The 21,299-nt window shown below is 66.5% G+C and carries 20 protein-coding genes, 1 tRNA gene and 1 pseudogene; 11 read left to right on the top strand and 11 right to left on the bottom strand.

Annotated elements, in window-relative coordinates; all coding sequences use genetic code 11:
• Positions 1 to 264, bottom strand: a pseudogene (locus tag AC5P5W_RS08105) (hypothetical protein); the annotation flags it as partial.
• Between the two features lie 76 nt (positions 265 to 340).
• A complete protein-coding gene (locus AC5P5W_RS08100) occupies positions 341 to 748 on the bottom strand; it encodes a hypothetical protein (protein WP_014647606.1) in 408 nt (135 codons plus the stop codon).
• 632 nt (positions 749 to 1,380) lie between these two features.
• Here AC5P5W_RS08100 and AC5P5W_RS08095 point away from each other — a divergent pair.
• On the top strand, positions 1,381 to 1,836 hold the full coding sequence (locus AC5P5W_RS08095; protein ID WP_075076630.1) for a DUF3592 domain-containing protein: 456 nt from the start codon (positions 1,381 to 1,383) through the stop codon (positions 1,834 to 1,836).
• A 54-nt stretch (positions 1,837 to 1,890) separates the two neighbouring features.
• Here the strand turns inward: AC5P5W_RS08095 and AC5P5W_RS08090 are convergent, their stop codons facing one another.
• A complete protein-coding gene (locus AC5P5W_RS08090; protein ID WP_049415019.1) occupies positions 1,891 to 2,244 on the bottom strand; it encodes a winged helix-turn-helix transcriptional regulator in 354 nt (117 codons plus the stop codon).
• A gap of 103 nt (positions 2,245 to 2,347) precedes the next feature.
• Here AC5P5W_RS08090 and acuI point away from each other — a divergent pair, with 103 nt between their 5' ends.
• Together acuI and AC5P5W_RS08080 are read left to right on the top strand one after the other, a co-directional pair.
• Entirely contained in the window at positions 2,348 to 3,337 is a 990-nt protein-coding gene (acuI, locus tag AC5P5W_RS08085; protein WP_014647607.1) for an acrylyl-CoA reductase (NADPH), read from the top strand.
• A 150-nt stretch (positions 3,338 to 3,487) separates the two neighbouring features.
• Complete coding sequence (locus AC5P5W_RS08080; protein WP_197574421.1) at positions 3,488 to 6,241, top strand: UvrD-helicase domain-containing protein; 2,754 nt, start codon at positions 3,488 to 3,490, stop codon at positions 6,239 to 6,241.
• A 646-nt stretch (positions 6,242 to 6,887) separates the two neighbouring features.
• On the opposite strand, the gene AC5P5W_RS08075 is transcribed toward AC5P5W_RS08080, so the two are convergent.
• Positions 6,888 to 6,977: transfer RNA gene (locus AC5P5W_RS08075), tRNA-Ser, on the bottom strand.
• 124 nt (positions 6,978 to 7,101) lie between these two features.
• Here AC5P5W_RS08075 and AC5P5W_RS08070 point away from each other — a divergent pair.
• Positions 7,102 to 8,175, top strand: coding sequence for a DUF4241 domain-containing protein (locus AC5P5W_RS08070; RefSeq protein WP_197574406.1), 1,074 nt, complete (start codon positions 7,102 to 7,104; stop codon positions 8,173 to 8,175).
• A gap of 55 nt (positions 8,176 to 8,230) precedes the next feature.
• Here the strand turns inward: AC5P5W_RS08070 and AC5P5W_RS08065 are convergent, their stop codons facing one another.
• Positions 8,231 to 9,223, bottom strand: coding sequence for a LysR family transcriptional regulator (locus tag AC5P5W_RS08065; protein ID WP_005410175.1), 993 nt, complete (start codon positions 9,221 to 9,223; stop codon positions 8,231 to 8,233).
• Between the two features lie 128 nt (positions 9,224 to 9,351).
• Here AC5P5W_RS08065 and AC5P5W_RS08060 point away from each other — a divergent pair, with 128 nt between their 5' ends.
• A complete protein-coding gene (locus AC5P5W_RS08060; RefSeq protein ID WP_014647610.1) occupies positions 9,352 to 9,939 on the top strand; it encodes an FMN-dependent NADH-azoreductase in 588 nt (195 codons plus the stop codon).
• A 136-nt stretch (positions 9,940 to 10,075) separates the two neighbouring features.
• Entirely contained in the window at positions 10,076 to 10,438 is a 363-nt protein-coding gene (locus AC5P5W_RS08055) for an SH3 domain-containing protein (RefSeq protein ID WP_053495993.1), read from the top strand.
• 66 nt (positions 10,439 to 10,504) lie between these two features.
• Here the strand turns inward: AC5P5W_RS08055 and serS are convergent, their stop codons facing one another.
• The gene (gene serS, locus AC5P5W_RS08050) at positions 10,505 to 11,785 is read right to left on the bottom strand and encodes a serine--tRNA ligase (RefSeq protein WP_014647612.1); all 1,281 of its coding nucleotides are present in this window, start codon (positions 11,783 to 11,785) and stop codon (positions 10,505 to 10,507) included.
• A gap of 113 nt (positions 11,786 to 11,898) precedes the next feature.
• Here serS and AC5P5W_RS08045 point away from each other — a divergent pair, with 113 nt between their 5' ends.
• Together AC5P5W_RS08045 and AC5P5W_RS08040 are read left to right on the top strand one after the other, a co-directional pair.
• Entirely contained in the window at positions 11,899 to 12,537 is a 639-nt protein-coding gene (locus tag AC5P5W_RS08045; protein WP_032961647.1) for an energy transducer TonB, read from the top strand.
• A gap of 119 nt (positions 12,538 to 12,656) precedes the next feature.
• Positions 12,657 to 13,229 (top strand): energy transducer TonB, encoded by a 573-nt coding sequence (locus AC5P5W_RS08040; RefSeq protein ID WP_046431429.1) that lies wholly within the window; start codon positions 12,657 to 12,659, stop codon positions 13,227 to 13,229.
• A gap of 186 nt (positions 13,230 to 13,415) precedes the next feature.
• Here the strand turns inward: AC5P5W_RS08040 and aroA are convergent, their stop codons facing one another.
• The 4 genes from aroA to AC5P5W_RS08020 form a co-directional block, all read right to left on the bottom strand.
• Positions 13,416 to 14,723, bottom strand: a complete 1,308-nt coding sequence (gene aroA, locus AC5P5W_RS08035; RefSeq protein WP_014647615.1) for a 3-phosphoshikimate 1-carboxyvinyltransferase — start codon at positions 14,721 to 14,723, stop codon at positions 13,416 to 13,418.
• Positions 14,724 to 14,799: 76 nt separating this feature from the next.
• A complete protein-coding gene (gene pheA, locus AC5P5W_RS08030) occupies positions 14,800 to 15,999 on the bottom strand; it encodes a prephenate dehydratase (protein WP_111207050.1) in 1,200 nt (399 codons plus the stop codon).
• A gap of 51 nt (positions 16,000 to 16,050) precedes the next feature.
• Positions 16,051 to 17,136 carry a 3-phosphoserine/phosphohydroxythreonine transaminase gene (gene serC / locus AC5P5W_RS08025; protein WP_014647617.1) on the bottom strand — a complete coding sequence of 362 codons (1,086 nt, stop codon included), beginning with the start codon at positions 17,134 to 17,136 and terminating at the stop codon, positions 16,051 to 16,053.
• A 595-nt stretch (positions 17,137 to 17,731) separates the two neighbouring features.
• Positions 17,732 to 18,538 carry an FHA domain-containing protein gene (locus AC5P5W_RS08020; RefSeq protein ID WP_032961655.1) on the bottom strand — a complete coding sequence of 269 codons (807 nt, stop codon included), beginning with the start codon at positions 18,536 to 18,538 and terminating at the stop codon, positions 17,732 to 17,734.
• Positions 18,539 to 18,663: 125 nt separating this feature from the next.
• Here AC5P5W_RS08020 and AC5P5W_RS08015 point away from each other — a divergent pair, with 125 nt between their 5' ends.
• The 3 genes from AC5P5W_RS08015 to AC5P5W_RS08005 all read left to right on the top strand — a co-directional run bounded on the left by AC5P5W_RS08015 (position 18,664) and on the right by AC5P5W_RS08005 (position 20,758).
• Positions 18,664 to 18,939: a polyhydroxyalkanoic acid system family protein gene (locus tag AC5P5W_RS08015; protein WP_005417302.1), complete on the top strand. Its 276-nt coding sequence runs from the start codon at positions 18,664 to 18,666 to the stop codon at positions 18,937 to 18,939.
• Between the two features lie 80 nt (positions 18,940 to 19,019).
• A complete protein-coding gene (locus AC5P5W_RS08010) occupies positions 19,020 to 19,511 on the top strand; it encodes a phasin family protein (RefSeq protein WP_032961659.1) in 492 nt (163 codons plus the stop codon).
• 236 nt (positions 19,512 to 19,747) lie between these two features.
• Positions 19,748 to 20,758, top strand: a complete 1,011-nt coding sequence (locus tag AC5P5W_RS08005) for a restriction endonuclease (protein ID WP_197575125.1) — start codon at positions 19,748 to 19,750, stop codon at positions 20,756 to 20,758.
• A gap of 146 nt (positions 20,759 to 20,904) precedes the next feature.
• On the opposite strand, the gene AC5P5W_RS08000 is transcribed toward AC5P5W_RS08005, so the two are convergent.
• The gene (locus AC5P5W_RS08000) at positions 20,905 to 21,297 is read right to left on the bottom strand and encodes a type II toxin-antitoxin system HicB family antitoxin (RefSeq protein ID WP_125892031.1); all 393 of its coding nucleotides are present in this window, start codon (positions 21,295 to 21,297) and stop codon (positions 20,905 to 20,907) included.
• Positions 21,298 to 21,299: the final 2 nt, after the last annotated feature.

The following is a 21,299-nucleotide window of genomic DNA, read 5'->3' as shown; positions in this document are numbered from 1 at the left end:
GACCAGCGTCACGCCCTCGCCGGGCCACGGTGCGATCTGGCTGTCCAGGTAGTTGGCCGGAATGCGGAAAGTGTTCGGCCCGAGCTTCACGTCCACGGGCGCATCGGTATAGGTGTGGCCGTTGATCGTGCGGCCGGTCTGGGGTGCGCCGGACATGGCGGGATTCCTTTCGTGTTCGGTGGACGGCGGCCGTGCACACGCGCTGGCACTCGTTGCGACGGCGAGTGCAAGCGTCAGGCAACGGCCGGGGGACATCACGTGCATGGGCATTCCATTGCAGGGTTCCAGCGCCACTATAGGGAACCGGGCGTCAACGGAACAGGAACCGCGTCGCAGCCCTTCACGGCACCAGGCAGCGTTCCACCTGCAGCGACAGCGCCTGGCAGGCGTTGAACAGACCTTCGACCACGGCGGCGGAGGGACAGCAGGCAGGATCGTCGTTCTCCCGTGCCACATGCGCGGCATGCAGCACCGCGGTCAACGCCGTGATGCCCGAAACGCTGCGGGTCGCCAGGGCCATGTCGAAGGCGCGGCCGGGGCTCAGGCACATTTCACTCCAGGCCTCGCCATCAGCGCGCAGGTTCCTGCCGTGGCCTTTCAGGTGTGCAAAGAATGCCGATGGGGTGACGAACTCGGCTGATTCGCGGAGCGCGTCCTCCAGCGTTTCGGCCAAGGCAGCGGGAAGATCAAGTACAGCGGCACCCAGCAGCGCGTGCAGGCGGGGATGGTCGGGAAGACGTTCGGGCATGACGGCAACCTCACGATGTGGCCACCTGCAGATGCAAGGTGGCGGACGGTGCGGGTTGGCGTGCCGGATACGTACCGCTAAAGCCGGCGGATCGGAAGATCCCCACGCACCGTCCACCATGAGCCGGTAGGCGGTGCATTGTCGCGGTTGCAGCTTCGGCTGCAATCGCGACCGGTAGCGGTACGTAAGTTCGGGACGCCAATCCCGGCCAGGGCGAGTGCCTTGGCGCGGCGATGATGGGCGCACTCCATCGCCGAAGCAAAGTAGGAAAAGTCCGCGCTGACGCGTTCCTACGCTGGTTGCGTCACAGGATGGCGAACCGTCCACCGACTGACGTGCTTCGTTGATACATCGCGCCTGCCTGCGCGTACTACCCAACGATCACATCGAGCCGAACGCGACACGCCGACCATGGCGATCGCGCAGAAATTCGCAATACGCACGGCCTCCGCCTTCAGCTGGAGCACAGACGTTCCGCGCTGGATGCACACCGGGAACGCTTGCATGGAGGAGCCCACAGGCACATTCGAGCGCGATCTGATCACAACGAAATGTCTGCGCCACGCCATTTTCGTACGAGATCCGCGAGGTGAGGACTATAGTCGCCGACCTCAATGGATCAAGAGCTCATTATGGAATTCACTTCCTGGCGCAACATTCTTGTTGCCGCTGGCGTGGCGGTCGCACTTTCCGTGGCCGCCTACAACGACCATCACCGTCATGCCCTCACTGACGGTGCTGAAGGGCGCGATGCAGTGGGCCTCGTCACCGAGGTGCATTGGGATGAGAAAAGGGGCAGAAAGAGCAACTTCGTCCTGAATGTCGAGTTCGAAACCGAAGACGGCCAATCACGCGTCGAGAAGATCGCGGTCTCCAACGACCTTGGCAATCGGATGCGTGCCACCGACGAGGCGGAAGAGATTGATATCCGCTACAACGCCGAGGATCCATCGGTGGCTGTGGCTGTGGCCGCGGGCGAAGCGGACAACTCCCTGCTGTTGTTGTGGCTGGCAATCGCCTCCGCGCTGGTCACCCTGGCACTGCTGGCCACCCGGGTGGTGCAGGGCCGGAAAGCGCAGCCGGCCTGAGCCATCCAGGCGCGGGCGCATCCAGAATGCGCTCGCGCAGAGCCAAAAGTGTCTTCAACTCTGGCAATCGCCTTCCGTGCTTCCATGGCCGCGATAGGTTTCACCCCACTCGCGCATGGCCAGCAGCACCGGCACCAGCGTGCGCCCGAACTCGGACAGCTCGTATTCCACTTTCGGCGGCACTTCGGGGTACACGTGGCGGATCACCACGCCATCGGCTTCCAGTTCACGCAGCTGGCTGGTGAGCATGGACTGGGTGGCATTGGGCACCCGTCGCGTCAATTCCATGAAACGCCGCTTGCCGGTCATCAGGTGAAACAAAATGATCGGCTTCCACACGCCGCCGATCACCGACAGCGTGACTTCCACCGCGCAACCGCTCTTGCCGTCCCACCGTTTGCTACGCATGCATACTCCGGAAAACCATAGTACCTACGGAAAATCGTCGTTCTTGTTGCGATAACGGTGCGAGCCTAGCATGGGGCCATCCACTGAACGTGAGCCCCCAACCATGAGTTTCAAGGCACTGCTGACCCGCAAGACGAACGACGGCGTATCCACGGAACTGGTCGATTTCAATGAAGCCGACCTGGTGGACGGCGACGTCCTGGTACAGGTCGAGTACTCCACGCTCAACTACAAGGATGCGCTTGCCCTCACCGGCAAGAGTCCGGTCATCCGGACGTTCCCGCTCATTCCCGGCATCGATCTGGCAGGCGTGGTGCTGGAATCCAGCAGGGCCGACTTCAAGCCAGGCGACCGCGTCGTGCTCAATGGCTGGGACCTGAGCATGGGCCACCACGGCGGCCTGGCACAGCGCGCCCGCGTACGCGGCGAATGGCTCAACCGGATTCCCGGCAACCTGAGCACCCGCGACGCCATGGCCATCGGCACCGCTGGCTATACCGCGATGCTGTGCGTGCTGGCCCTGGAGCATGCAGGGGTGACGCCTGCACAGGGCGATGTGCTGGTTACCGGTGCCAACGGCGGCGTCGGCTCGATTGCGGTGGCGATCCTTTCAAAGCTGGGTTATCGCGTGGTGGCCGCCACCGGGCGGCCGGAGCACGCCGAGTATCTGCACAACCTGGGTGCGGCCGAGATCATCGATCGTGCGCAGCTCTCGGAGCCGCGCGAGCGGCCGGTGAGTGCCGAGCGATGGGCCGGCGTGGTGGATGTGGCCGGCGGCCCAACGCTGGTCAATGCCATCGCCGAAACGAAGTACCGCGGTGCCGTGGCCGCCTGTGGCCTGGCCCAGAGCGATGCACTGCACGGCTCGGTGCTGCCCTTCATCCTGCGCAATGTGACCCTTGCGGGCGTGGATTCGGTGAATGCCCCACAAGAGGTTCGCCAGCGCGCCTGGGATCGGCTCGCGACCGACCTGGACCCGCAGAAGCTGGAAAGCACCGTGCAGCAGATCGGCCTCGCCGAGGTGCTGGATGTCTATGAGCAGATCATCCCCGGCAAGGTGCGTGGCCGCATTGTCGTGGATGTGAACGCCTGACGCCTGCCGCGCCGGCGAGGGTGCAATGCCATCGCTGGCGCGCGTGCGCGAGTGACCGGAAACCCAGCGTGCCATGCCAAGCGGCCTTATCATGGGGCGGCAAGGGCACTTTACGCCCGGTGACGTACGCAAGGCAGTATCTGGATGTCTATGGAATGGCGCCCCTCGGGCTGGGGCCAGCGTGTGACCCGCTCGCCGGACTGGCAGTTGCGGCTGGATGGCGAACAGCTCGCGCTTTTGATCGACGGCAGGCAATACCACCAGCATGTGGCGAACGAACACAGCGTGCGGGTCGTTCGCGGCGTGCTCTGGTCCCGGGTCGAACTGACGACCGAGCGCGGTGAAGCACTGTCCGTGGATGGGCTGCCCAACAGCCAGGGCTCCCGGCTTGCGGCGGCGCTGCAGCAGGTGCGCTTTGCGCGCACCACACGGGGACGCAAGGCCCTGTTTGACACGATCCTGGAGCAGATCCAGGCGTGGTTGCGCGCTGCCGATGCGCTCATCGACCGCGGCAGTGCCGGCCGCCGCTGGATCAGCCACGAACAGCAGCAGGCGTTGCTGGCCGACCGCCCCGCCCTGCCCCTGCCGCCCGCCGAGCTGGAGCAGCTGTTCCTCGACGAGGAGGTGCACGACGACCTGCACGCGCCCGGCCACCGCATGGCGCTGGACGCCCTGCACGACTGGCAGCTGGATTGGCCCGCCGTCTGGGCCGAGGCCAACGCGACCATGGCAGAGCGCGAGCGGGTGCTGGCCAAGGACTTCCTGGACCGGATCGAGAGCAAGCCCCTGACCGAGGAACAAGCCCACGCCGTCATCTGCTTCGACAACCGGGTACAGGTCGTGGCCGCGGCCGGCTCTGGGAAAACCTCCACAATGGTCGCCAAGGCCGCTTATGCCATCGACCGCGGCTTTGTCGAACCCGAACGGATCGTGATGCTCGCCTTCAACAAGGACGCCGCCCAGGAGCTGGAGGAGCGCGCGCAGCGATGCTTCGACCGGCTCGGCATGGGCGACACCGTGGTGGAAGCCCGGACTTTCCACGCCCTGGGCCTGTCCATCATCGCCAAAGCCACAGGGCGCAAGCCGGATATCCCGGAATGGGCGGTCGACGCGACGCTGGGCTTCAACAAGCTGGCCGAACTGGTGGACGACCTGAAGGACCGCTCGACCCATTTCCGCACCCAGTGGGACATGTTCCGCCTGGTGTTCGGGCGCGACCTGCCGCCGTTCGGTGCCGACATGATGGCCGATGGTTACGACCGCGATGGCACGCCCTACATCCGCACCCTGAAGGGTGAGCGGGTGAAGAGCCTGGAGGAGTGCGTCATCGCCGACTGGCTGTTCTACAACGGCGTGGCGTACGACTACGAGCGGCGCTACGAATTCGATACCGCGACAGACACCCATCGCCAGTATCGCCCGGACTTCTACTATCCGGACGCCCAGTTGTATCACGAGCACTTTGCGCTGGATGCCGATGGCCAGCCGCCGAAGCACTTTGCCAACTACAGCGAAGGGATGCACTGGAAGCGCCAGCAGCATGTGGCGCGCGGCACCGCTCTGGTCGAGACGACGTCGTTTGGCCTGCGCAGTGGACAGGCCCTGCAGCATCTTGCCGAGCGGCTTGGCGCGTCTGATGTCGAGCTCGACCCGAACCCGGACCGCGAGCTGCCTGATCAAGGCGCCAAGCCGATGCCGGACGCAGACCTGATTGGCCTGATGCGCACCTTCATTGCCCATGCCAAGAGCAACTGCCTGACACTGGACGATATGGCGGCGCGCCTGCGGCAGATGCCCGAGGATCAGTTCAAGGAACGCTACCGGCGCTTCCTGGAGATCGCCGGGCCGGTTTTCCGGGCCTGGGACAACGCACTGGCTGACGAGCGCAGCATCGATTTCGAGGACATGCTCAACATGGCGGCCGGGCTGCTGGAACAGGGCCACTATGAATCGCCCTACGAACTGGTGATGGCCGACGAATTCCAGGACGCATCGCGCGCCCGCGCGCGCCTCTGCCGTGCGCTGGTCAGCCAACCGGGCCGCCATCTGTTTGCGGTGGGCGATGACTGGCAATCGATCAATCGCTTCGCTGGCGCCGACGTTGCGGTGATGACTGGATTCCGCGAATGGATGGGCCATGGCCAGGTGCTGAAACTGGAGCAGACGTTCCGCTGCCCACAGGCGCTGTGTGATGTGTCCAGCCGCTTCATCAGCCGCAACCCCGCGCAGATCGCCAAAAACGTTCGCTCTGCTGCGCCGGCAATGGGCCCGGTGCTGCAGGCGTTCCAGATGAACCGGCGCGAGGAGGTGCAGGATGGCGTTCGCCAGTACCTTGCGAAGCTGCACCAGCAACTGTTGTCAGGTGCAGTGCCGCAGGGCCGCACCGGGCGCGTGACGGTCTTTGTTCTGGGGCGGTATCGCGCGGATCGCGGTGCGATGCCTTCGGATTGGAAGACGGCCTTCGGCAGCACGATGGACGTCGAGTTCCTTACCGCACATCGATCGAAGGGGCGCGAGGCGGACTACGTGATCCTGCCGGGCATGATCAACCGCAGCTTCCCGAGCCTGCGCGCGGATGACCCGGTGCTTTCGCTGGCAATGCCGGACGGCGATACCTATCCGCTGAGCGAAGAACGGCGCCTGTTCTATGTCGCGCTGACGCGTGCGCGACGGTCGGTCGCGATGTTCACCCTGCAGGGCAAGCACTCGCCATTCCTGGATGAGCTGGTGAAGGACGGGGCAGTGGAAGTAACCGCGATTTCAGGCGCGGCCATCCACGATGAGCGCTGCCCGGTGTGCAAGGTGGGCGTATTCGTGGACCGGAATGGGCCACATGGGGCTTTCCGGTCGTGCTCGAGTTACCCGTTGTGCCACAACAAGCCAACAGGTGGGCGTCGGGGCTGAATGCCGCTCCCTCCACATATGCCTGCCTGCATCAGGGCACATAGGCACCGTCTCGGTTTCGCCCCCGGCACGATGCGCGCCATGGCGTTTCCGGAAGCGAAAAAGCCCCGGCAGGACCGAGGCTTTTGTCTGGAGGGTGGCAAGGTTGCAGGGTATCGCAAGGTCCCCAGACGTCCCCGCCGCGCCCTGCTACGGGATAATGCAGCCGTTCAGACGCAGGCATTGCATATAGTTGCGGGTACAGATACTCAAGTTTGTACCTGACGCCTCGCACGCAATGTATTGGACCTCGCAGACGGAACATGGGCCAGGGGCTTTCGCCGTGGCGCTGCTGATTCCAAAGGTCAACGCACAGGCCGCAACAGCAACAGAAAGCTTGAATCCAATCTTCATGCCATGACTCCGTTGGTCGCCCTCCTTGGGCATCCGAAGCCTAGCGCGGGTGTCTGGCACATTCAAATTGCCCGGCGCCAACGTCAGCGCTTGTGCACCTGCAACGATTACGTCCTTGAATGAAGCAATTCCCTGTTGGGTCAGAGGAATGCACCGGTTCATTCGTTCACCTGACCTTGGTTGCCGGATGGCTGGCCAGCAAGGGCCGTAGAAACAGAAAAGCCCCTGCTTCCAGGGGCTCTTCTGAACTTCTTGGCGGAGAGAGTGGGATTCGAACCCACGGAAGGTTTAACCCTTCGCCGGTTTTCAAGACCGGTGCCTTAAACCGCTCGGCCATCTCTCCAATCGGGTCCCGGTCGCCCGGGCAGCGCCGTATTCTCGCACGTGAAGGGCATTTGCCCAAGACCACCTTGCCCCTGCCCTCCGCATCCGGCACGGTGGGGGCCTTCACCGCACTCGGAGCCGCCATGGCCCATCTCGATCTGGCCAACCTGCGCACCTGCTTGCTGGACGACACCCAGCTGGCCGCTGTGGCCCTGCACCGCACCTTCGCCGGGCACCTGCCGGTCAGCAGCGGGCATCTGGTGGTCTGCGATCCGTTGGTGCAGGCCGAGGCGCCTGCGCTGGCCGACTACACCGCCCCGCTGGGCCGGCATCCGGTCGAGATCATCGTGCACAGCGGCCGCCCGGCGTTGGCCGTGGTCTGGTTCAAGCCACGCGAAGCTCTCACCGCGACCGCCCTGCACTGGCAGATGGCGCGCTGGACCACGCAGGACCTGACCGGACTGGATGAGGACAGCTTCATCGGCTACCCGGTCGACGCTGGCATCGGTTGCTTCATGGACACCGACACCCAGCAGGCGCTGCTGGCCCTGATCGAACGGGCCGATGGCGACGAAGAGAATGAATGGTCGGATGCACTGATCGACCACGATGGCCTGGATGAAGGCGCCGAATATCGCCCCTGGGGCGAGGACTCGCCGCACGGCCTGGTGGTGTTCACCAGCGGCTGGGGCGACGGTGTCTATCCCAGCTACTGGGCGCTGGATACGTCCGGCATTCCGGTCGCCCTGGTCACCGATTTCCTGTGCATCCAGGGCGGCGACGGGCGCGACGAGCGCGAGATTGCCGACCAGGCCTATCGCGACAACCTGCCAGCTGCGGAAGCCGAGGCGCTGGCGCGGCTGGTGGCTGCAGTAGAACGAGACGACGCGGAGGCATTGCAAACCCTGTTGGAGGATGCGCCGCAGCGCGCCAACCTGATCGAACCGGGCTGTGGCGGCACCGCCCTGTACGAGGCGATCCGCCTGGATCGTCCGCAGGCATTGCGGGTGCTGTTGCAGGGCGGCGCATTGCCGGCAATGCCCGAACGCCTGCACATGAGCAAGGTGACCAGCTATCTGGACTATGCGCGATTCCTGAAGAAGCCACGCAGCGCGGAACTGATGGCGGTGCTGGAAGCGCCCGTCGTTGCAGCCGGACCGCCACCGGCCGCACCGCGACGCCGTAGTTTCTGGGACCGGCTGTTCGGCCGGAACTGATCGGCGCCGGAATACAGCAACGCCGGGCATGGCCCGGCGCTACCTTCGCGCCTTCTCAGCCGGCATCCACCGCCAGCGCACCCAGTGCACTGGCCTTGATCCGCTCCTTGGCCTTTTCACAGGCGCCACCGCAATCCAGGCGCGAGGCCTCCAGCTGCGGCGGCAGGTGCTCGGCCAGGAAGTCGATGAACACGCGCACCGCCGGCAGCAGGCCGCGGCGCGAGGCGAACACGGCGTGGCACACGCCCTGCGGCAGCGACCAGTCCGGCAGCACCACTTCCAGCTCGCCATTACGCACGGCGTCGGCGCACACGGTTTCCGGCAGCATGGTGATGCCGAAACCGTCCTTCACCATGCTCTGCAGCAGCGGGAAGTCGAAGCCGGCCACGCGCGGCTGCAGGTCGACCCGGCGCACTTCGCCTTCCGGGCCATGCAGTTCCCAGCGCTGGCGGGCTTCGTCTTCGCTGATGCTGAGGGTCACGTGCTGGGTCAGCTCTTCCGGGTCCTTGGGGCGGCCGGCGCGGTCGAGGTACTTCGGGCTGGCCACCAGCAGTTCCTGCACCTGGCCGAAGCTGCGCATCACCAGGCTGCCGTCGTCGTCCAGGCGCGAACGCACGCGCAGGGCCACGTCGTAGCCTTCGTTGATGATGTCCACGCGGCGGTTGCTGATGTTCAGCTGCAGCCGCACCTTCGGATACTGCTCAAGGAACTTGGGCAGCAGCTTGGGCAGCTGCATCTGCGCCAGTGACACCGGCACGCTGGCGCGCACCACGCCGCGCGGTTCGGCGCTGAGGCGGTCCACCACTTCGCGGGCGGCCTGGGCCTCGGCCAGCATCGTCTGCGCATGCCGGTGCACGCTGGTGCCGACATCGGTGACCGCGAAACGGCGCGTGGAGCGCTGCAGCAGGCGCACGCCCAGGTCGGTTTCCAGCTGGCTGATGCGGCGGCTCAGTCGCGACTTGGGAATACCCAGCGCCCGCTCGGCGGCGGCGAATCCGCCGTGGTCGACCACCATCGCGAAGTAGTACAGGTCATTCAGGTCATGCATGCCCGAGTTCCATATCTAGAACAATACGTGGCATTCAATCACCTTTATTCCGCCCTTGCAACAACCTATCGTTCTCTCCGTCGGCGGGGCCACCCCGCCCCCTTCCTCCCAGAACATAGGTGACTGCCATGAAGCTTCTGCATCTCGACGCCAGCGTGCTTGGCGACAACTCCGTCTCGCGCCAGCTGTCGGCCGCCGTGGTCGCCCGCCTCGCCAGCCAGATCGACGGCCTGCAGGTCGATTATCGCGATCTTGACGCCAATCCGGTACCGCACCTGCGCAGCAGCTCGCTGGCCAAGACCGACGCCGCTGAAGCGACCGATGCTGAACAGGTGATGCAGCAGTTCTTGGAGGCCGACATCGTGGTGATCGGCGCGCCGATGTACAACTTCAGCATCCCATCCACGTTGAAGGCCTGGATCGACCGCGTGGCCGTGGCCGGCCGCACCTTCAAGTACACCGAGAACGGCCCGGTGGGCCTGGCCGGTGGCAAGCGGGTGATCATCGCCAGCAGCCGTGGCGGCATCTATACCGACTCGCCGGCCGACTTCCAGGAGCCGTTCCTGCGTCAGGTGTTCGCCTTCATGGGCATCAACGAAGTCGAGTTCGTGCGCGCCGAGGGCATCGCCTACTCGCCGCAGCACCGTGAAGACGCCATCGCCGGTGCGCTGGCGGCGCTGCCGTCGCACGAAGCGGCCGAAGCCGTCGCGGCGTAACGCGTTCCAACGTTCGGCGCCCCTCTCTCCTCGTCTGGGCGTTGAACGCGGGCCGGGATCCCCTCCCCCTCCCGGCCCACCCTGGCGGCCCCGCTGTGCGGGGCCGTTTTCTTTTGCGGCGCGCTAGGCTGGGGGCATGAACTACATCGTGACGGCTGCGCACCGCAGCGAATTTCCGCACCCGATCATCCTGCGCCGCGGCCAGGCGCTGGTGGTGGGCGAACGTTATGAAGGCCCGGAGGGCTGGGACGACTGGTTCCTCTGCGAGGCCGAGGGGCAGCAGCCCGGATTCGTGCCGGCGCCGGTGATCGGCCGCGATGCGCAGGGTGGCGCGTTTGCCACGCAGGATTACTGCGCGCGCGAACTGGATGTGGACCCCGGGCAGACGCTGCGCGGGATGCGCACGCTCAATGGCTGGGCATGGTGCGTGCCGGAGAACGGCGAACCGGGATGGGTGCCGCTGGAGAAGCTGCGGGCCATAAAGGAGAGCCGAGCATAGGCTCGGCTCTACACAGATCTGTAGCGCCCGAGCCCATGCTCGGGCGGCGGCGCGCAGCGCCGGCTATCAGCCAATGGTTTCCAGGCCACCCATGTACGGGCGCAGGGCCTCCGGCACGGTGATGCTGCCGTCGGCATTCTGGTAGTTCTCCATCACCGCGATCATCGCGCGGCCAACGGCCACACCCGAGCCGTTCAGCGTGTGCGCCAGCTCCGGCTTGCCGGTGGCCGGGTTGCGCCAGCGCGCCTGCATGCGGCGGGCCTGGAAGTCACCACAGTTCGAGCACGAGGAAATCTCGCGGTAAGTTTCCTGCGACGGCAGCCAGACTTCCAGGTCGTAGGTCTTCACCGCCGAGAAGCCCATGTCGCCGGTGCACAGCAGCACCTTGCGGTACGGCAGGCCCAGCTTTTCCAGCACCACTTCGGCGCAGCGGGTCATGCGCTGGTGTTCGGCGTCGCTGTCTTCCGGGCGGCTGATTGAGACCAGCTCGACCTTCTCGAACTGATGCTGGCGGATCATGCCGCGCACGTCGCGGCCACCGCTGCCGGCCTCGGCACGGAAGCACATCGAGTGGGCGGTCATGCGCAACGGCAGGCGCTCGGCGTCGACGATCTCATCGCGCACGATGTTGGTCAGCGGCACTTCCGAGGTCGGGATCAGGTAACGCGTGGAGTCGCCCACGGCGGTCTTGAACAGGTCGTCCTCGAACTTCGGCAGCTGGCTGGTGCCGCGCAGCGAGTCGGCGTTGACCAGCAGCGGCACGTTGGTCTCCTCGTAGCCGTGCTCGCCGGTGTGCAGGTCGACCATGAACTGGGCCAGGGCGCGGTGCAGGCGCGCGATCGGGCCACGCAGCACGGTGAAGCGCGAGCCGGACAGCTTGGCCGCGGTCTCGCCGTCCAGCCAGCCGTTGCGGGCGCCCAGTTCGACGTGGTCGAGCACCTTGAAATCGAACTGGCGCGGGGTACCCCAGCGCGCCTGCTCGACGTTGTCGTTCTCGTCGGCACCGGCCGGCACGTCGTCGGCCGGCAGGTTCGGAATGCCCATCGAGATCGCTTCGATCTTCTCGCGCAGTTCGTCCAGCGCCACTTCCGAGGCCTTCAGCTCGTCGGCGAAGGCAGCGACCTCGGCCATGATGGCCGAGACGTCCTCGCCCTTGGCCTTGGCCTGGCCGATGGCCTTGGAACGGCTGTTGCGCAGGCTCTGCAGCTCCTGGGTCCGCACCTGGATGCGCTTGCGATCCGCCTCCAGGGACTCCAGGGCAGACACGTCGAGCTCGAAGCCGCGGCTGGTGCGCAGGCGTTCGGCGAGGTCGGCGGGCTGGTGGCGGAGCAGGGCTGGATCAAGCATGGCAGGTGTCGTGGTGGGTATCAGGGATGGGATTATCGCTTGTTATACGGATTTCTGCCGCCCGGTTCATTCCTGGCGTGGCAGAATCGGGCTATTCCGTACTGGTCCGGTCCATGTCTGCACCCCGCTCGTCGTCCGCCAAGTCGTTCACTGTGCATATCCCGCGCAACGCCCTGAAGATCGCCGGCATCGCTTTCGGCGTGGGCGTGCTGTTGTTCGTGCTGGTCTGGTTGACCGGCCGCGACAAGGAGTTCTTCCGTGCCGATCCGGCCGCGCAGACCCCGCAGGAGACCGCGCAGGTGGAACCGCTGCCGGAGCCGCTGGCCGCCGCCGCAGGCTCCAGCGACATGCCCGATGCCAAGCCGGCCCCGGTAGAGGACGACGCCCCGAAGCTGGTCGAAACCGCCCCGCCGCCGCCGGCGCCCATCGCTGAACCGGCCCCGGCCACGCCGAGCCCTGCGCCAGCCGCCACCGGCAACAGCCAACCGATGCCGATTGCCGGCCAGTCGCCGCCGCCGGCCTACCCGGCCGCGGCCCTGCGCGCGGGCGAGACCGGCAGCGTGGTGGTGCGCGTGGACGTGGATGCCACCGGCTACCCGAACAATGCCACGGTGATCCAGCGCAGCGGCTCACGCGAGCTCGACCGTGCCGCCACCGACGCCGTGCGCCGCTGGCGTTTCACCCCGGCGCAGAGCAACGGCCAGGCCGTACCGGGCAGCATTGAAGTGCCGTTCGACTTCAAGACCCAGTAACTGAACGTTTCCCGGCAGGCAACCTGAACCCTGCCGGTGACGTTGACGCAACGCTGACACTTCCCGCCACTGGCCCGCGCAACACTCTCCCCGTCGTCCATTGACGGAAGGAGTTTGCGATGACCGCCACCACCCACGAAGACCTTCATTCGCCGCAGCTGCAGCAGGACGCCAGCGAACAGCACAAGCCCACGTCGCCCTGGATGTGGATCGCGCTGATCGTGGCGATGTTTGCCGCCGCGTTGCTCTGGCTGCGTCACTCGAATCAGGAAGACGTGGCGCCGGCACCGGTCGGCGAGCGCATGCTGCCCGCCCCCGAGCAGGCGCCGGTGGCCGACGCGCAGGAGCCGGCGGCCCGCCAGGCCGCACCGGTCGGCAACCAGCGCAAAGCCGCCCCTGCGGTACGCAATCGCGAGGCGCGCCCGCTGGCAGGCAACATCAAGCCGACCTACCCCGCCGCCGCGCTGCGTAATGGCGTACAGGGCAGCGTGATCGCCAGCCTGAATGTCGATAGCCGCGGCCAGGTGACCAATGCCGCGATTGTTTCGCGCAGCGGCGAACGCAGCCGTGACCTGGATCGCGCGGTGCTGAGCGCCGTGCAGAACTGGAAGTTCCAGCCGGCGATGCATGAAGGCCGTGCAGTGGCCAGTGTGGTGCGGGTCCCGGTGGATTTCCGTACCGAACAGCGTTGATCGCGGACGAGGGGTTCGTGATGTTTAGACGGAGGCTTCGGCCTCCGTCCTTTTATCTGGAGAGGCGTGCCAACCAGGGTTGGCACCTGCCGGGTGATGTGAGCGTGCCAACCAGGGTTGGCACCTACCGGGTGATGTGAGCGTGCCAACCAAGGTTGGCACCTACCGGAAAACGCGATCCGCCGATCAGGCCAGGTTGAAGCCGGCGCTGCGCGCCAGGCCATCGAAGTCCGGGAAGGACGTGGCGACGTTGGCGATGTCGTTGATGCGCACTTCGCCGTCGCTGATCTGGCCGGCAATGGCGAATGCCATGGCGATGCGATGGTCGCCGTGGCTTTCGATGGTGCCACTCCCCAGCCGAGCCCCGCCGTGCAGGGTGGCGCCATCCTCGGTCTCGTCCACCTGCATGCCCAGCGCGCGCAGGCCAGTGGCCATCGCCGCAAGACGATCGGATTCCTTCACCCGCAGTTCGGCAGCACCGCTCACCACGGTCTGGCCTTCGGCGGCGGCGGCGGCCACGAACAGCGCCGGGAACTCGTCGATCATGTCCGGCACCAGTGCTTCGGGAATACGCGCGCCCTTCAGCGGAGCGTAGCGCACCACCAGATCGGCCACCGGCTCACCGCCCTGCTCGGCCGGATTCTCTTCGCTGATATCCGCCCCCATCAGGCGCAGCGCGTGCAGCAGGCCGGTGCGACGCGGGTTCAGGCCGACCTGCTTCAGGCGCAGTTCGGAACCGGGAATGATGCTGGCGGCGACCAGGTAGAACGCGGCCGAAGAGAAGTCGGCCGGCACCACGATGTCCGTGGCGCGCAGGCGCTGGCCGCCCCGCAGGCGCGCCTCGCCCGGCGAGAATTCGATGTCCACGCCGAAGGCGGACAGCATGCGTTCGGTGTAGTCGCGGGTCGGGTGGGGTTCCACCACGCGGGTTTCGCCCTGCGCGTACAGGCCGGCCAGCAGCACGGCCGACTTGATCTGTGCGCTGGCCACCGGCGAGGCGAAGTCGATGCCATGCAGCGTCTGGCCGCCATGCACGTGCAGCGGCGGCGTGCCGTCGTCCTGGGTATCGATCCTTGCGCCCATCTGCGACAGCGGGCCGGTGACACGGCGCATCGGGCGGCCGGACAGCGACTCATCGCCGATCAGCGTGCAGTCGAACGCCTGGCCCGCCAGCAGGCCGGCCAGCAGGCGCATGCCGGTGCCGGCATTGCCGCAGTCCAGCGGTGCCTCCGGTGCTTTCAGGCCGTCGATACCCACACCATGCACGATGCGCTGCGACGGGCTGGGGGTTTCGATGCGCACACCCAGCTGGCTGAAGATGCGCGCGGTGGCGCGGGTGTCCTCGCCTTCCAGGAAGCCTTCGATATGCGAAGTGCCATCGGCCAGCGCGGCGAACATCACCGAGCGGTGCGAGACCGACTTGTCGCCGGGAATGGTCAGGCTGCCCTGCAGCGGCTGGCCCTTGCGGGCGATCCAGTGTTGCGCGTTGCTCATCGTTCGATCGTTCCGTAAACGCCGGCAGCGCCGGCGATGCATCAGGGAGCGGCGGCCAGGGCCGCCACAGCAGCACTCAGGGCACGGCCACCGGGTAGGAGCCCAGCACCTTGATCTGCGCCGAGTGCGCTTCCAGTTCGGCCAGCGCCGCCTGCATCGGCGCGTCGTCGATGTGGCCGGCCAGATCGATGAAGAAGCCGTATTCCCACTTGCCGTGGTGCGACGGCCGCGACTCGATGCGGTTCATGCTGATGCCGTGGCGGGCGAACGGGCTGAGCACATCGAACAGCGCACCGGGCTTGTCATGGATGAACACCAGCACCGACGTGCGATCGTGGCCGGAGGTCGGGAAGATGTTGCGACCCACCACCAGGAAGCGGGTGGTGTTGTCGGCATCGTTCTGGATCGGCTTGGTGACCACCTTCTTCAGGCCGTACACGTGGCCGGCGCTCTCGCCACCGATGGCCGCCGCATCATCGGCGTTGCGCGCGCGACGCGCGCCTTCGGCGTTGCTGGATACCGGAATCTTCTCGGCCTTCGGCAGGTTGGCGCGCAGCCACGCCGAGGTCTGCATGAACGACTGCGGGTGTGCGTAGATGCGCTCGATGTCCTCGATGCGGCCGCTGCGCGACATCAGGTACTGCTGCACGCGCAGTTCCACTTCGCCACAGATCTTCAGGTTGGAGGTCAGGAACATGTCCAGGGTGATCTGGATGGTGCCCTGTCCCGAATTCTCCACCGGCACCACGCCGAAATCGGCGTTGCCCGCTTCCACTTCCTGGAACACTTCCTCGATGCTGGCCATCGGCAGGCCCAGCGCGGAGCGGCCGAAGTGCTTGAGCACGGCCTGCTGGCTGAAGGTGCCTTCCGGGCCGAGGTAGCCGATCTTCAGCGGCTCCTGCTGGGCCAGGCAGGCCGACATGATCTCGCGATAGACATGCACCAGCAGCTCGTCGCTGAGCGGGCCTTCATTGCGGTCCACCACCATGCGCAGCACCTGCGCTTCGCGCTCGGGGCGGTAGTAGTCGACAGCGGCGGCCAGCTTGCCCTTGGCCTTGCCGACCTGGTGGGCGAAGCGCGCGCGCTCGGCGATCAGGCTCTGGATGTCACGGTCGATCTGGTCGATCTTCGAGCGCACATCGGCCAGCGCCAGCGGTGCCAGGGTGGGTGCCGGGTTCGAGGCGGCCTTGGCCTTGCCCTTCGCCTTGCTGGGCGCGCTGTCCTTGGCCGGTTCGGCCTTCTTCGGCGCCTTCTTGCTGGATTTGCTGCTTGCCATCGGAATTCCTTGTTGCGGGACCCGCACCCGACGGTGCGCGCCGTTCATTGCTCAGCCGTGACGCTGCTGGAAATCGGCCATGAAGGCGACCAGCGCCTCGGCCCCGGCCAGCGGCATGGCGTTGTACAGCGACGCACGGATGCCCCCGACCACCTTGTGTCCCTTCAGCGCCAGCAGGCCGGCAGCCTTGGCTTCGGCGACGAAGCGGGCATCAAGCCCGGCATCGGGCAGGAAGAACGGGATGTTCATCCGCGAGCGTGCCGCATGCGCGACCTCGTTGCGGTAGAAGCCGCCGGAGCCATCGATGGCGCCGTACACCAGTGCCGCCTTGGCGGCATTGCGCCTGGCGAATTCGGCCACGCCGCCTTCGGCCAGCATCCACTTGAACACCAGGCCGGCCAGGTACCAGTTCCAGGTCGGCGGGGTGTTGAGCATCGAATCGCGGGCGACATGCGAGCGGTAATCGAAGATGTCCGCGCGCGGCTGGCCAGTGCGCTCGAGCAGATCGCGGCGGACGATCATCACTGCGATGCCGACCGGGCCCAGGTTCTTCTGCGCGCCGGCATAGATCACACCGTAGCGGCGTACATCCAGCGGCTCGCTGGCGATGGACGAGCTGAAGTCCGCCACCAGCGGCACATCGCCGGTATCCGGCACATCACGGAACTCGACGCCGTGGATGGTCTCGTTGGCGGTGATGTGCACATAGGCGGCGTCGGGCGAGAGCTGCCAGTCGGCGCGGGGCGGCAGCGTGCGATAGCCGTCGGGCTCGCTGCTGGCGGCAATGTTGACGTCGACGTAGACGCCGGCCTGCTTGACCGCAGTCTTTCCCCAATGGCCACTGACCACGTAGTCGGCGCGCTGGCCGGGGCTGGCGAAGTTGAGCGGGATCAGCGCCTGCTGGGTGGTGGCACCACCGGACAGGAACAGCACCGCGTAGTCGTCGGGGATATCGAGCAGGCGGCGCAGGTCGGCCTCGGCCTCGGCGGCCACGGACATGAATTCCGCGCCGCGATGGCTCATTTCCACGATCGAGGCACCACTACCATGCCAGTCCAGCATTTCCGCCTGCGCCTGGCGCAGGACCGATTCCGGCAAGGTCGCAGGGCCGGCACTGAAGTTGAACGCGCGCGTCATGTCACACCTGTGGGGCAAGACCCCTAGTATGCCGCAGTGCACCAGCCTTGCGGCCTAGTGCGGCAAGGGAAATTTGGTTTCATTGGAATCCATTCGCCGCCGGCGTGGCGCTGGTAGTCGCCGACCTTGGTCGGCGTACGCCGTCAGGCGTCATGCCCGCCGAAAAAGCGTGCCGACCAAGGTCGGCACCTACCAAAGCCATGCGCCGTCGGGCGTCATGCCCGCCGAAGAGGCGTGCCGATCAAGGTCGGCACCCACCAGCGCGCGGACCCAGCGGATTCAGATCAGCAGCAAAGCCCCGGTAGTCGCCGACCTTGGTCGGCGTACGCCGTCAAGCGTCATGCCCGCCGAACAAGCGTGCCGACCAAGGTCGGCACCCACCAGGGCGCGGACCCAGCGGATTCAGATCAGCAGCAAAGCCCCGGTAGTCGCCGACCTTGGTCGGCGTACGCCGTCAGGCGTCATGCCCGCCGAACAAGCGTGCCGACCAAGGTCGGCACCTACCAAAGCCGTGTGCTGCCAGGCGTCAAGCCCGCCGACGGAGCGTGCCGATCAAGGTCGGCACCCACCAGGGCGCGGACCCAGCGGATTCAGATCAGCGCGCGCCGAACCAGAGCAGCAGGCTGAGCAGTGCGGCCAGCAGCAGCGCACTCACCAGCAGCCACGGCCAGCGCCGGACCCTGCGCGGCGCGGCCGGCAGCACCGGCGCCTGCTCGGCCTCGTGGCTGGCGTCGTCCTCGGCGGGCAGCGGCCGCCGGCGCGGATCGTGCGGCACTTCCAGCACGAACCGGTGCTGGCCATCGAACACGACCTGGTCGCCGGCCTGCAGCCAGCAGTGGCGCACGGCCACGCCGTTGACCCGGGTACCGTCGGCGCTGCCCAGGTCGCGCAGCAGCACGCGCTCGCCGTGCACTTCCACGCGGGCATGCTGTTCGGCGAAGGCCGGGTCATCGATGGCGATGTCGGCCTCGTTGCCGCGGCCGATCAGGCGGGCCTGCGACAGGGTGAAACTGCGGCCATGGTGCAGGCCACCGACACCGCGCAGCAGTCGTTGCTGCTCGTCGCTGCCATCCTCGTTCTTCGGCGCAGGCGCCTGCAGCAGGCTCTCGACTTCGCCCTGCAGCACCATCTCCACGCCATCCACGTATACCGCATCGCCCGCGCGCAGCAGGGCCATCCGGCGCACCGGTCGACCATTGACGTGGATGCCGCGGATGCCATTGCCGACCTGCAGCCAGAGGCCGCGATCGTCCATGCAGAACTGGGCCAGCAGCAGGGCGCCGTGGCCGGCATCACCGAGCCGCACGCTGCCGTTGGCCTGGCGCACGATGCGCTGCACCCCGGGCCGCAGGGGCTGGTCGGGCTGTTGTTGCTGACTGAAGTGAACTAGCAGGTTCTGCACGCGGCGCAGCCTAGCAGGTTGGTCGCCAACGAAGAAGAACCCACGATGAGTGCTTGGCGCGGCGGCCCTTGATGCGCACAATGCTCGCCCTCTTTGATCATCCCCGCCCTGCGCCAGGAGCCTGCATGTCCACCATCGATGTCCGCCACGCCCACGCCCTGCCCGACGCACAGGCGCGCGCCGCGATCGAACAGGTCGCTGCCAAGCTGTCCGAGCGCTTCGGCCTGAAGTCGTCCTGGACCGCCGACGTCCTGAACTTCTCCGGCAGCGGTGTGGACGGTGCGATCGAACTGCAGCCGGGCGCCGTGCGCGTGACCGCCAAGCTCGGTTTCCTGCTGTCGGCGATGAAGGGCATGGTCGAAGGCGAGATCCAGCGCGTGCTGAAGGAAAAGCTGGGCTGAATCCTGGCGGCGGCCATCACGGCCGTGCAACGCCACCGCGCGCTACTCTCGGGGCAGGCCCAACTCCCACGGGAAGTGCGATGAACCACTACGAGAACGACGACCGCCGCAACGACGACGCCTCTTTCGGTGACCAGGCCGAGCGCTTCTCGCGCAAGCTCAGCGATTCGGCGCAACAGGTCTGGCTGGCCGGGCTGGGTGCGCTGGGGCGCGCGCAGGCCGAGGGCAGCCGCTTCTTCGACGGCCTGGTGAAGGAAGGCGAAGCCTGGGAAGCCCGCCGCCGTGAACGCAGCGGCGAACAGGGCCCGGGCTGGCGTGACAACGTCGAAACCTCACTGGACGAGGCCCGCGAGAAGGCCTCCGGCACCTGGAACAAGGTCGAGAAGGCCTTTGATGACCAGGTACAGGGCGTGCTCAAGCGCCTGCATGTACCCACTGCCGACGAGGTGACCGCGCTGGAAGCCCGCATCGATGCCCTGCACGCGCGCCTGGCCAGGCTGGAAAACCGGGCAGCTTCGGGTGCAGATGCCCCCGCCCCGGGCAGCCATCAATCGCCGGACAGCATTCCCTGAGCGCAATTGTTGCAATGCAATAAATTTTGATTAACAATCGCGAGCAACCCGCCAATCGCTTCGGCTGCCGTTTGTTCCCTCCCCTCACGGCTTCAGGATTGGCGGGTTTTTCGTGTCCGCCGTATACCGATCTGCGCGCTCCATCACGCTTCCTGTCAGGAACATCCTGACCCAGCCGGGCACCGCGACCTTTACACTGTCGCTCTCCGCTTTCGCCCCTTCCGCCCTACTCCTGCATGCTCCCCTGGATCCTGGCCCTGCTGTCGGCCCTGCTTACCTGTTCCCTGGCCGTTGTCTATCTGTGGTGGATCAAGCGGCGGCAGAAGGAGATGCAACTCGGCCTGCAGGCTCTGGCAGGCATGCACTGGCGCGAATTCTCGGTTCTGGTCAAGCGCATGCTGCGCGAACAGCGCGGCCTGCGTGAGCTGATCGATCCGGCCGAAGATGCCCGCGAGCCGAGCAGCGACTTCCTGCTCAGCGATGGCCCCAATCAATGGCTGGTGTCGTGCAAGCACGGCCTGGCCTACCGCATCGGCACCGCCGCAGTGAACGAACTGGGTGCGGCCGCGCGCCTGGCCGGCGCCAAGGGTGGCGTGCTACTGACCGAAGGCCGGATGGAACGCGACGGGCGCAGCGCTGCCGAGAAGCAGGCGGTCGAGGTGCTGGACGGTCCACGCCTGTGGCCGCTGCTGCAGCCCTACCTGCCGGCGGAAATCGAAACCCGTGTGCGCGCCAGCGCCCGCCATGAAGCCCTGCGCCGGATCGCCATTGCCGCGCTCGGCGCGGTCACGCTGGGCCTGCTGGTGGGATTGAGCCTGCAAGGCTTGCATGTGCAGGACACCGCGCCTGTTGCCGAGGTGGCGGATACCCCCGCGCCGGTTGCGCCTGTGGTTGAAGCGGCACCCGAACCGGCGCCGGCCCCCGCCACCACGCCGCCGGCCGCTGCGCCTGCACCAGCCGCGCCCTCAGCCGACGCGCGCAGCAATCCCAACCCGGATGCCGCCACGCTGGAGCGCTTCCAGGCCGATCTGGCCCGCGCCCTGGCCGGCAAGCCCGGCATCGCCAGCGGTGTCTGGCTGACCCGGCAGACGCTGGCGATCAACCGCACCGGCGAACTGGAAAAGGTCTGGCCGCAGGTCTGCGAGGAAGTGCTGCACTACCCCGCCCTGCGCAACGTGCGCATCCAGCTCAACGCCCGCCCCGGCGTGGATGAGCCGGTGCGCTGGCGGCAGTGCGCCACGTACTGATGGGGCCGCATCCACGCGTGGCGTGGATTTACTGAACCCCGATGCGCGACCCCTTGGTAGATCCACGCCACGCGTGGATGCCTTTGCAGAGTTGAGCCACACGCGAACAGCAGCCGAGCATCGGCTCGGCTCCACATGGCGCCAGCTCAGCCCAATGCCGCGAGATGGGCGATGTAACTGGAGCGCGATTCACCCGCCGCTCTGGCCTGCGCATCCAGCCTCGCCAGGATCCGGCGTGGCAGGCTGATATTGACCCGCTCGATGGTATCGTCCAGCAGAGCCGGATCAATGCAGATGTACGCAAGAATCCAACGGAGGTCCTTGGATGCCTCGGCGGCGATCTTCTGCGGCGCGGAAGGTGTCGGAATCGAGCGCCCCTCATCCAGGGCCGCATCAATCCAGGCGAGTGCAGCTTCCTCGGCAGCGCTGAGCGCATCGTCAAGCGTGTCGGCCGCCGAGAAGCACCCCGGCAGATCTGGAACGACCACACCCCACGCGGTGCGCTCATCGCCTGCCTCGATCAAGACTGGATATCGCATGG

It is taken from the genome of Stenotrophomonas sp. YJH_SMC_123 (assembly GCF_059368215.1).
Note: the sequence above shows the minus strand (reverse complement) of the source record. Positions and strands in the feature narration are given on the sequence as shown.

What these genes read in the sequence shown, in the direction of transcription:
- AC5P5W_RS08100 (WP_014647606.1), bottom strand. Translation starts at nt 748, where the DNA reads ATGCCCGAACGTCTTCCCGACCATCCCCGCCTGCACGCGCTGCTGGGT.
- AC5P5W_RS08095 (WP_075076630.1), top strand. Translation starts at nt 1,381, where the DNA reads ATGGAATTCACTTCCTGGCGCAACATTCTTGTTGCCGCTGGCGTGGCG.
- AC5P5W_RS08090 (WP_049415019.1), bottom strand. Translation starts at nt 2,244, where the DNA reads ATGCGTAGCAAACGGTGGGACGGCAAGAGCGGTTGCGCGGTGGAAGTC.
- acuI (WP_014647607.1), top strand. Translation starts at nt 2,348, where the DNA reads ATGAGTTTCAAGGCACTGCTGACCCGCAAGACGAACGACGGCGTATCC.
- AC5P5W_RS08080 (WP_197574421.1), top strand. Translation starts at nt 3,488, where the DNA reads ATGGAATGGCGCCCCTCGGGCTGGGGCCAGCGTGTGACCCGCTCGCCG.
- AC5P5W_RS08070 (WP_197574406.1), top strand. Translation starts at nt 7,102, where the DNA reads ATGGCCCATCTCGATCTGGCCAACCTGCGCACCTGCTTGCTGGACGAC.
- AC5P5W_RS08065 (WP_005410175.1), bottom strand. Translation starts at nt 9,223, where the DNA reads ATGCATGACCTGAATGACCTGTACTACTTCGCGATGGTGGTCGACCAC.
- AC5P5W_RS08060 (WP_014647610.1), top strand. Translation starts at nt 9,352, where the DNA reads ATGAAGCTTCTGCATCTCGACGCCAGCGTGCTTGGCGACAACTCCGTC.
- AC5P5W_RS08055 (WP_053495993.1), top strand. Translation starts at nt 10,076, where the DNA reads ATGAACTACATCGTGACGGCTGCGCACCGCAGCGAATTTCCGCACCCG.
- serS (WP_014647612.1), bottom strand. Translation starts at nt 11,785, where the DNA reads ATGCTTGATCCAGCCCTGCTCCGCCACCAGCCCGCCGACCTCGCCGAA.
- AC5P5W_RS08045 (WP_032961647.1), top strand. Translation starts at nt 11,899, where the DNA reads ATGTCTGCACCCCGCTCGTCGTCCGCCAAGTCGTTCACTGTGCATATC.
- AC5P5W_RS08040 (WP_046431429.1), top strand. Translation starts at nt 12,657, where the DNA reads ATGACCGCCACCACCCACGAAGACCTTCATTCGCCGCAGCTGCAGCAG.
- aroA (WP_014647615.1), bottom strand. Translation starts at nt 14,723, where the DNA reads ATGAGCAACGCGCAACACTGGATCGCCCGCAAGGGCCAGCCGCTGCAG.
- pheA (WP_111207050.1), bottom strand. Translation starts at nt 15,999, where the DNA reads ATGGCAAGCAGCAAATCCAGCAAGAAGGCGCCGAAGAAGGCCGAACCG.
- serC (WP_014647617.1), bottom strand. Translation starts at nt 17,136, where the DNA reads ATGACGCGCGCGTTCAACTTCAGTGCCGGCCCTGCGACCTTGCCGGAA.
- AC5P5W_RS08015 (WP_005417302.1), top strand. Translation starts at nt 18,664, where the DNA reads ATGTCCACCATCGATGTCCGCCACGCCCACGCCCTGCCCGACGCACAG.
- AC5P5W_RS08010 (WP_032961659.1), top strand. Translation starts at nt 19,020, where the DNA reads ATGAACCACTACGAGAACGACGACCGCCGCAACGACGACGCCTCTTTC.
- AC5P5W_RS08005 (WP_197575125.1), top strand. Translation starts at nt 19,748, where the DNA reads ATGCTCCCCTGGATCCTGGCCCTGCTGTCGGCCCTGCTTACCTGTTCC.
- AC5P5W_RS08000 (WP_125892031.1), bottom strand. Translation starts at nt 21,297, where the DNA reads ATGCGATATCCAGTCTTGATCGAGGCAGGCGATGAGCGCACCGCGTGG.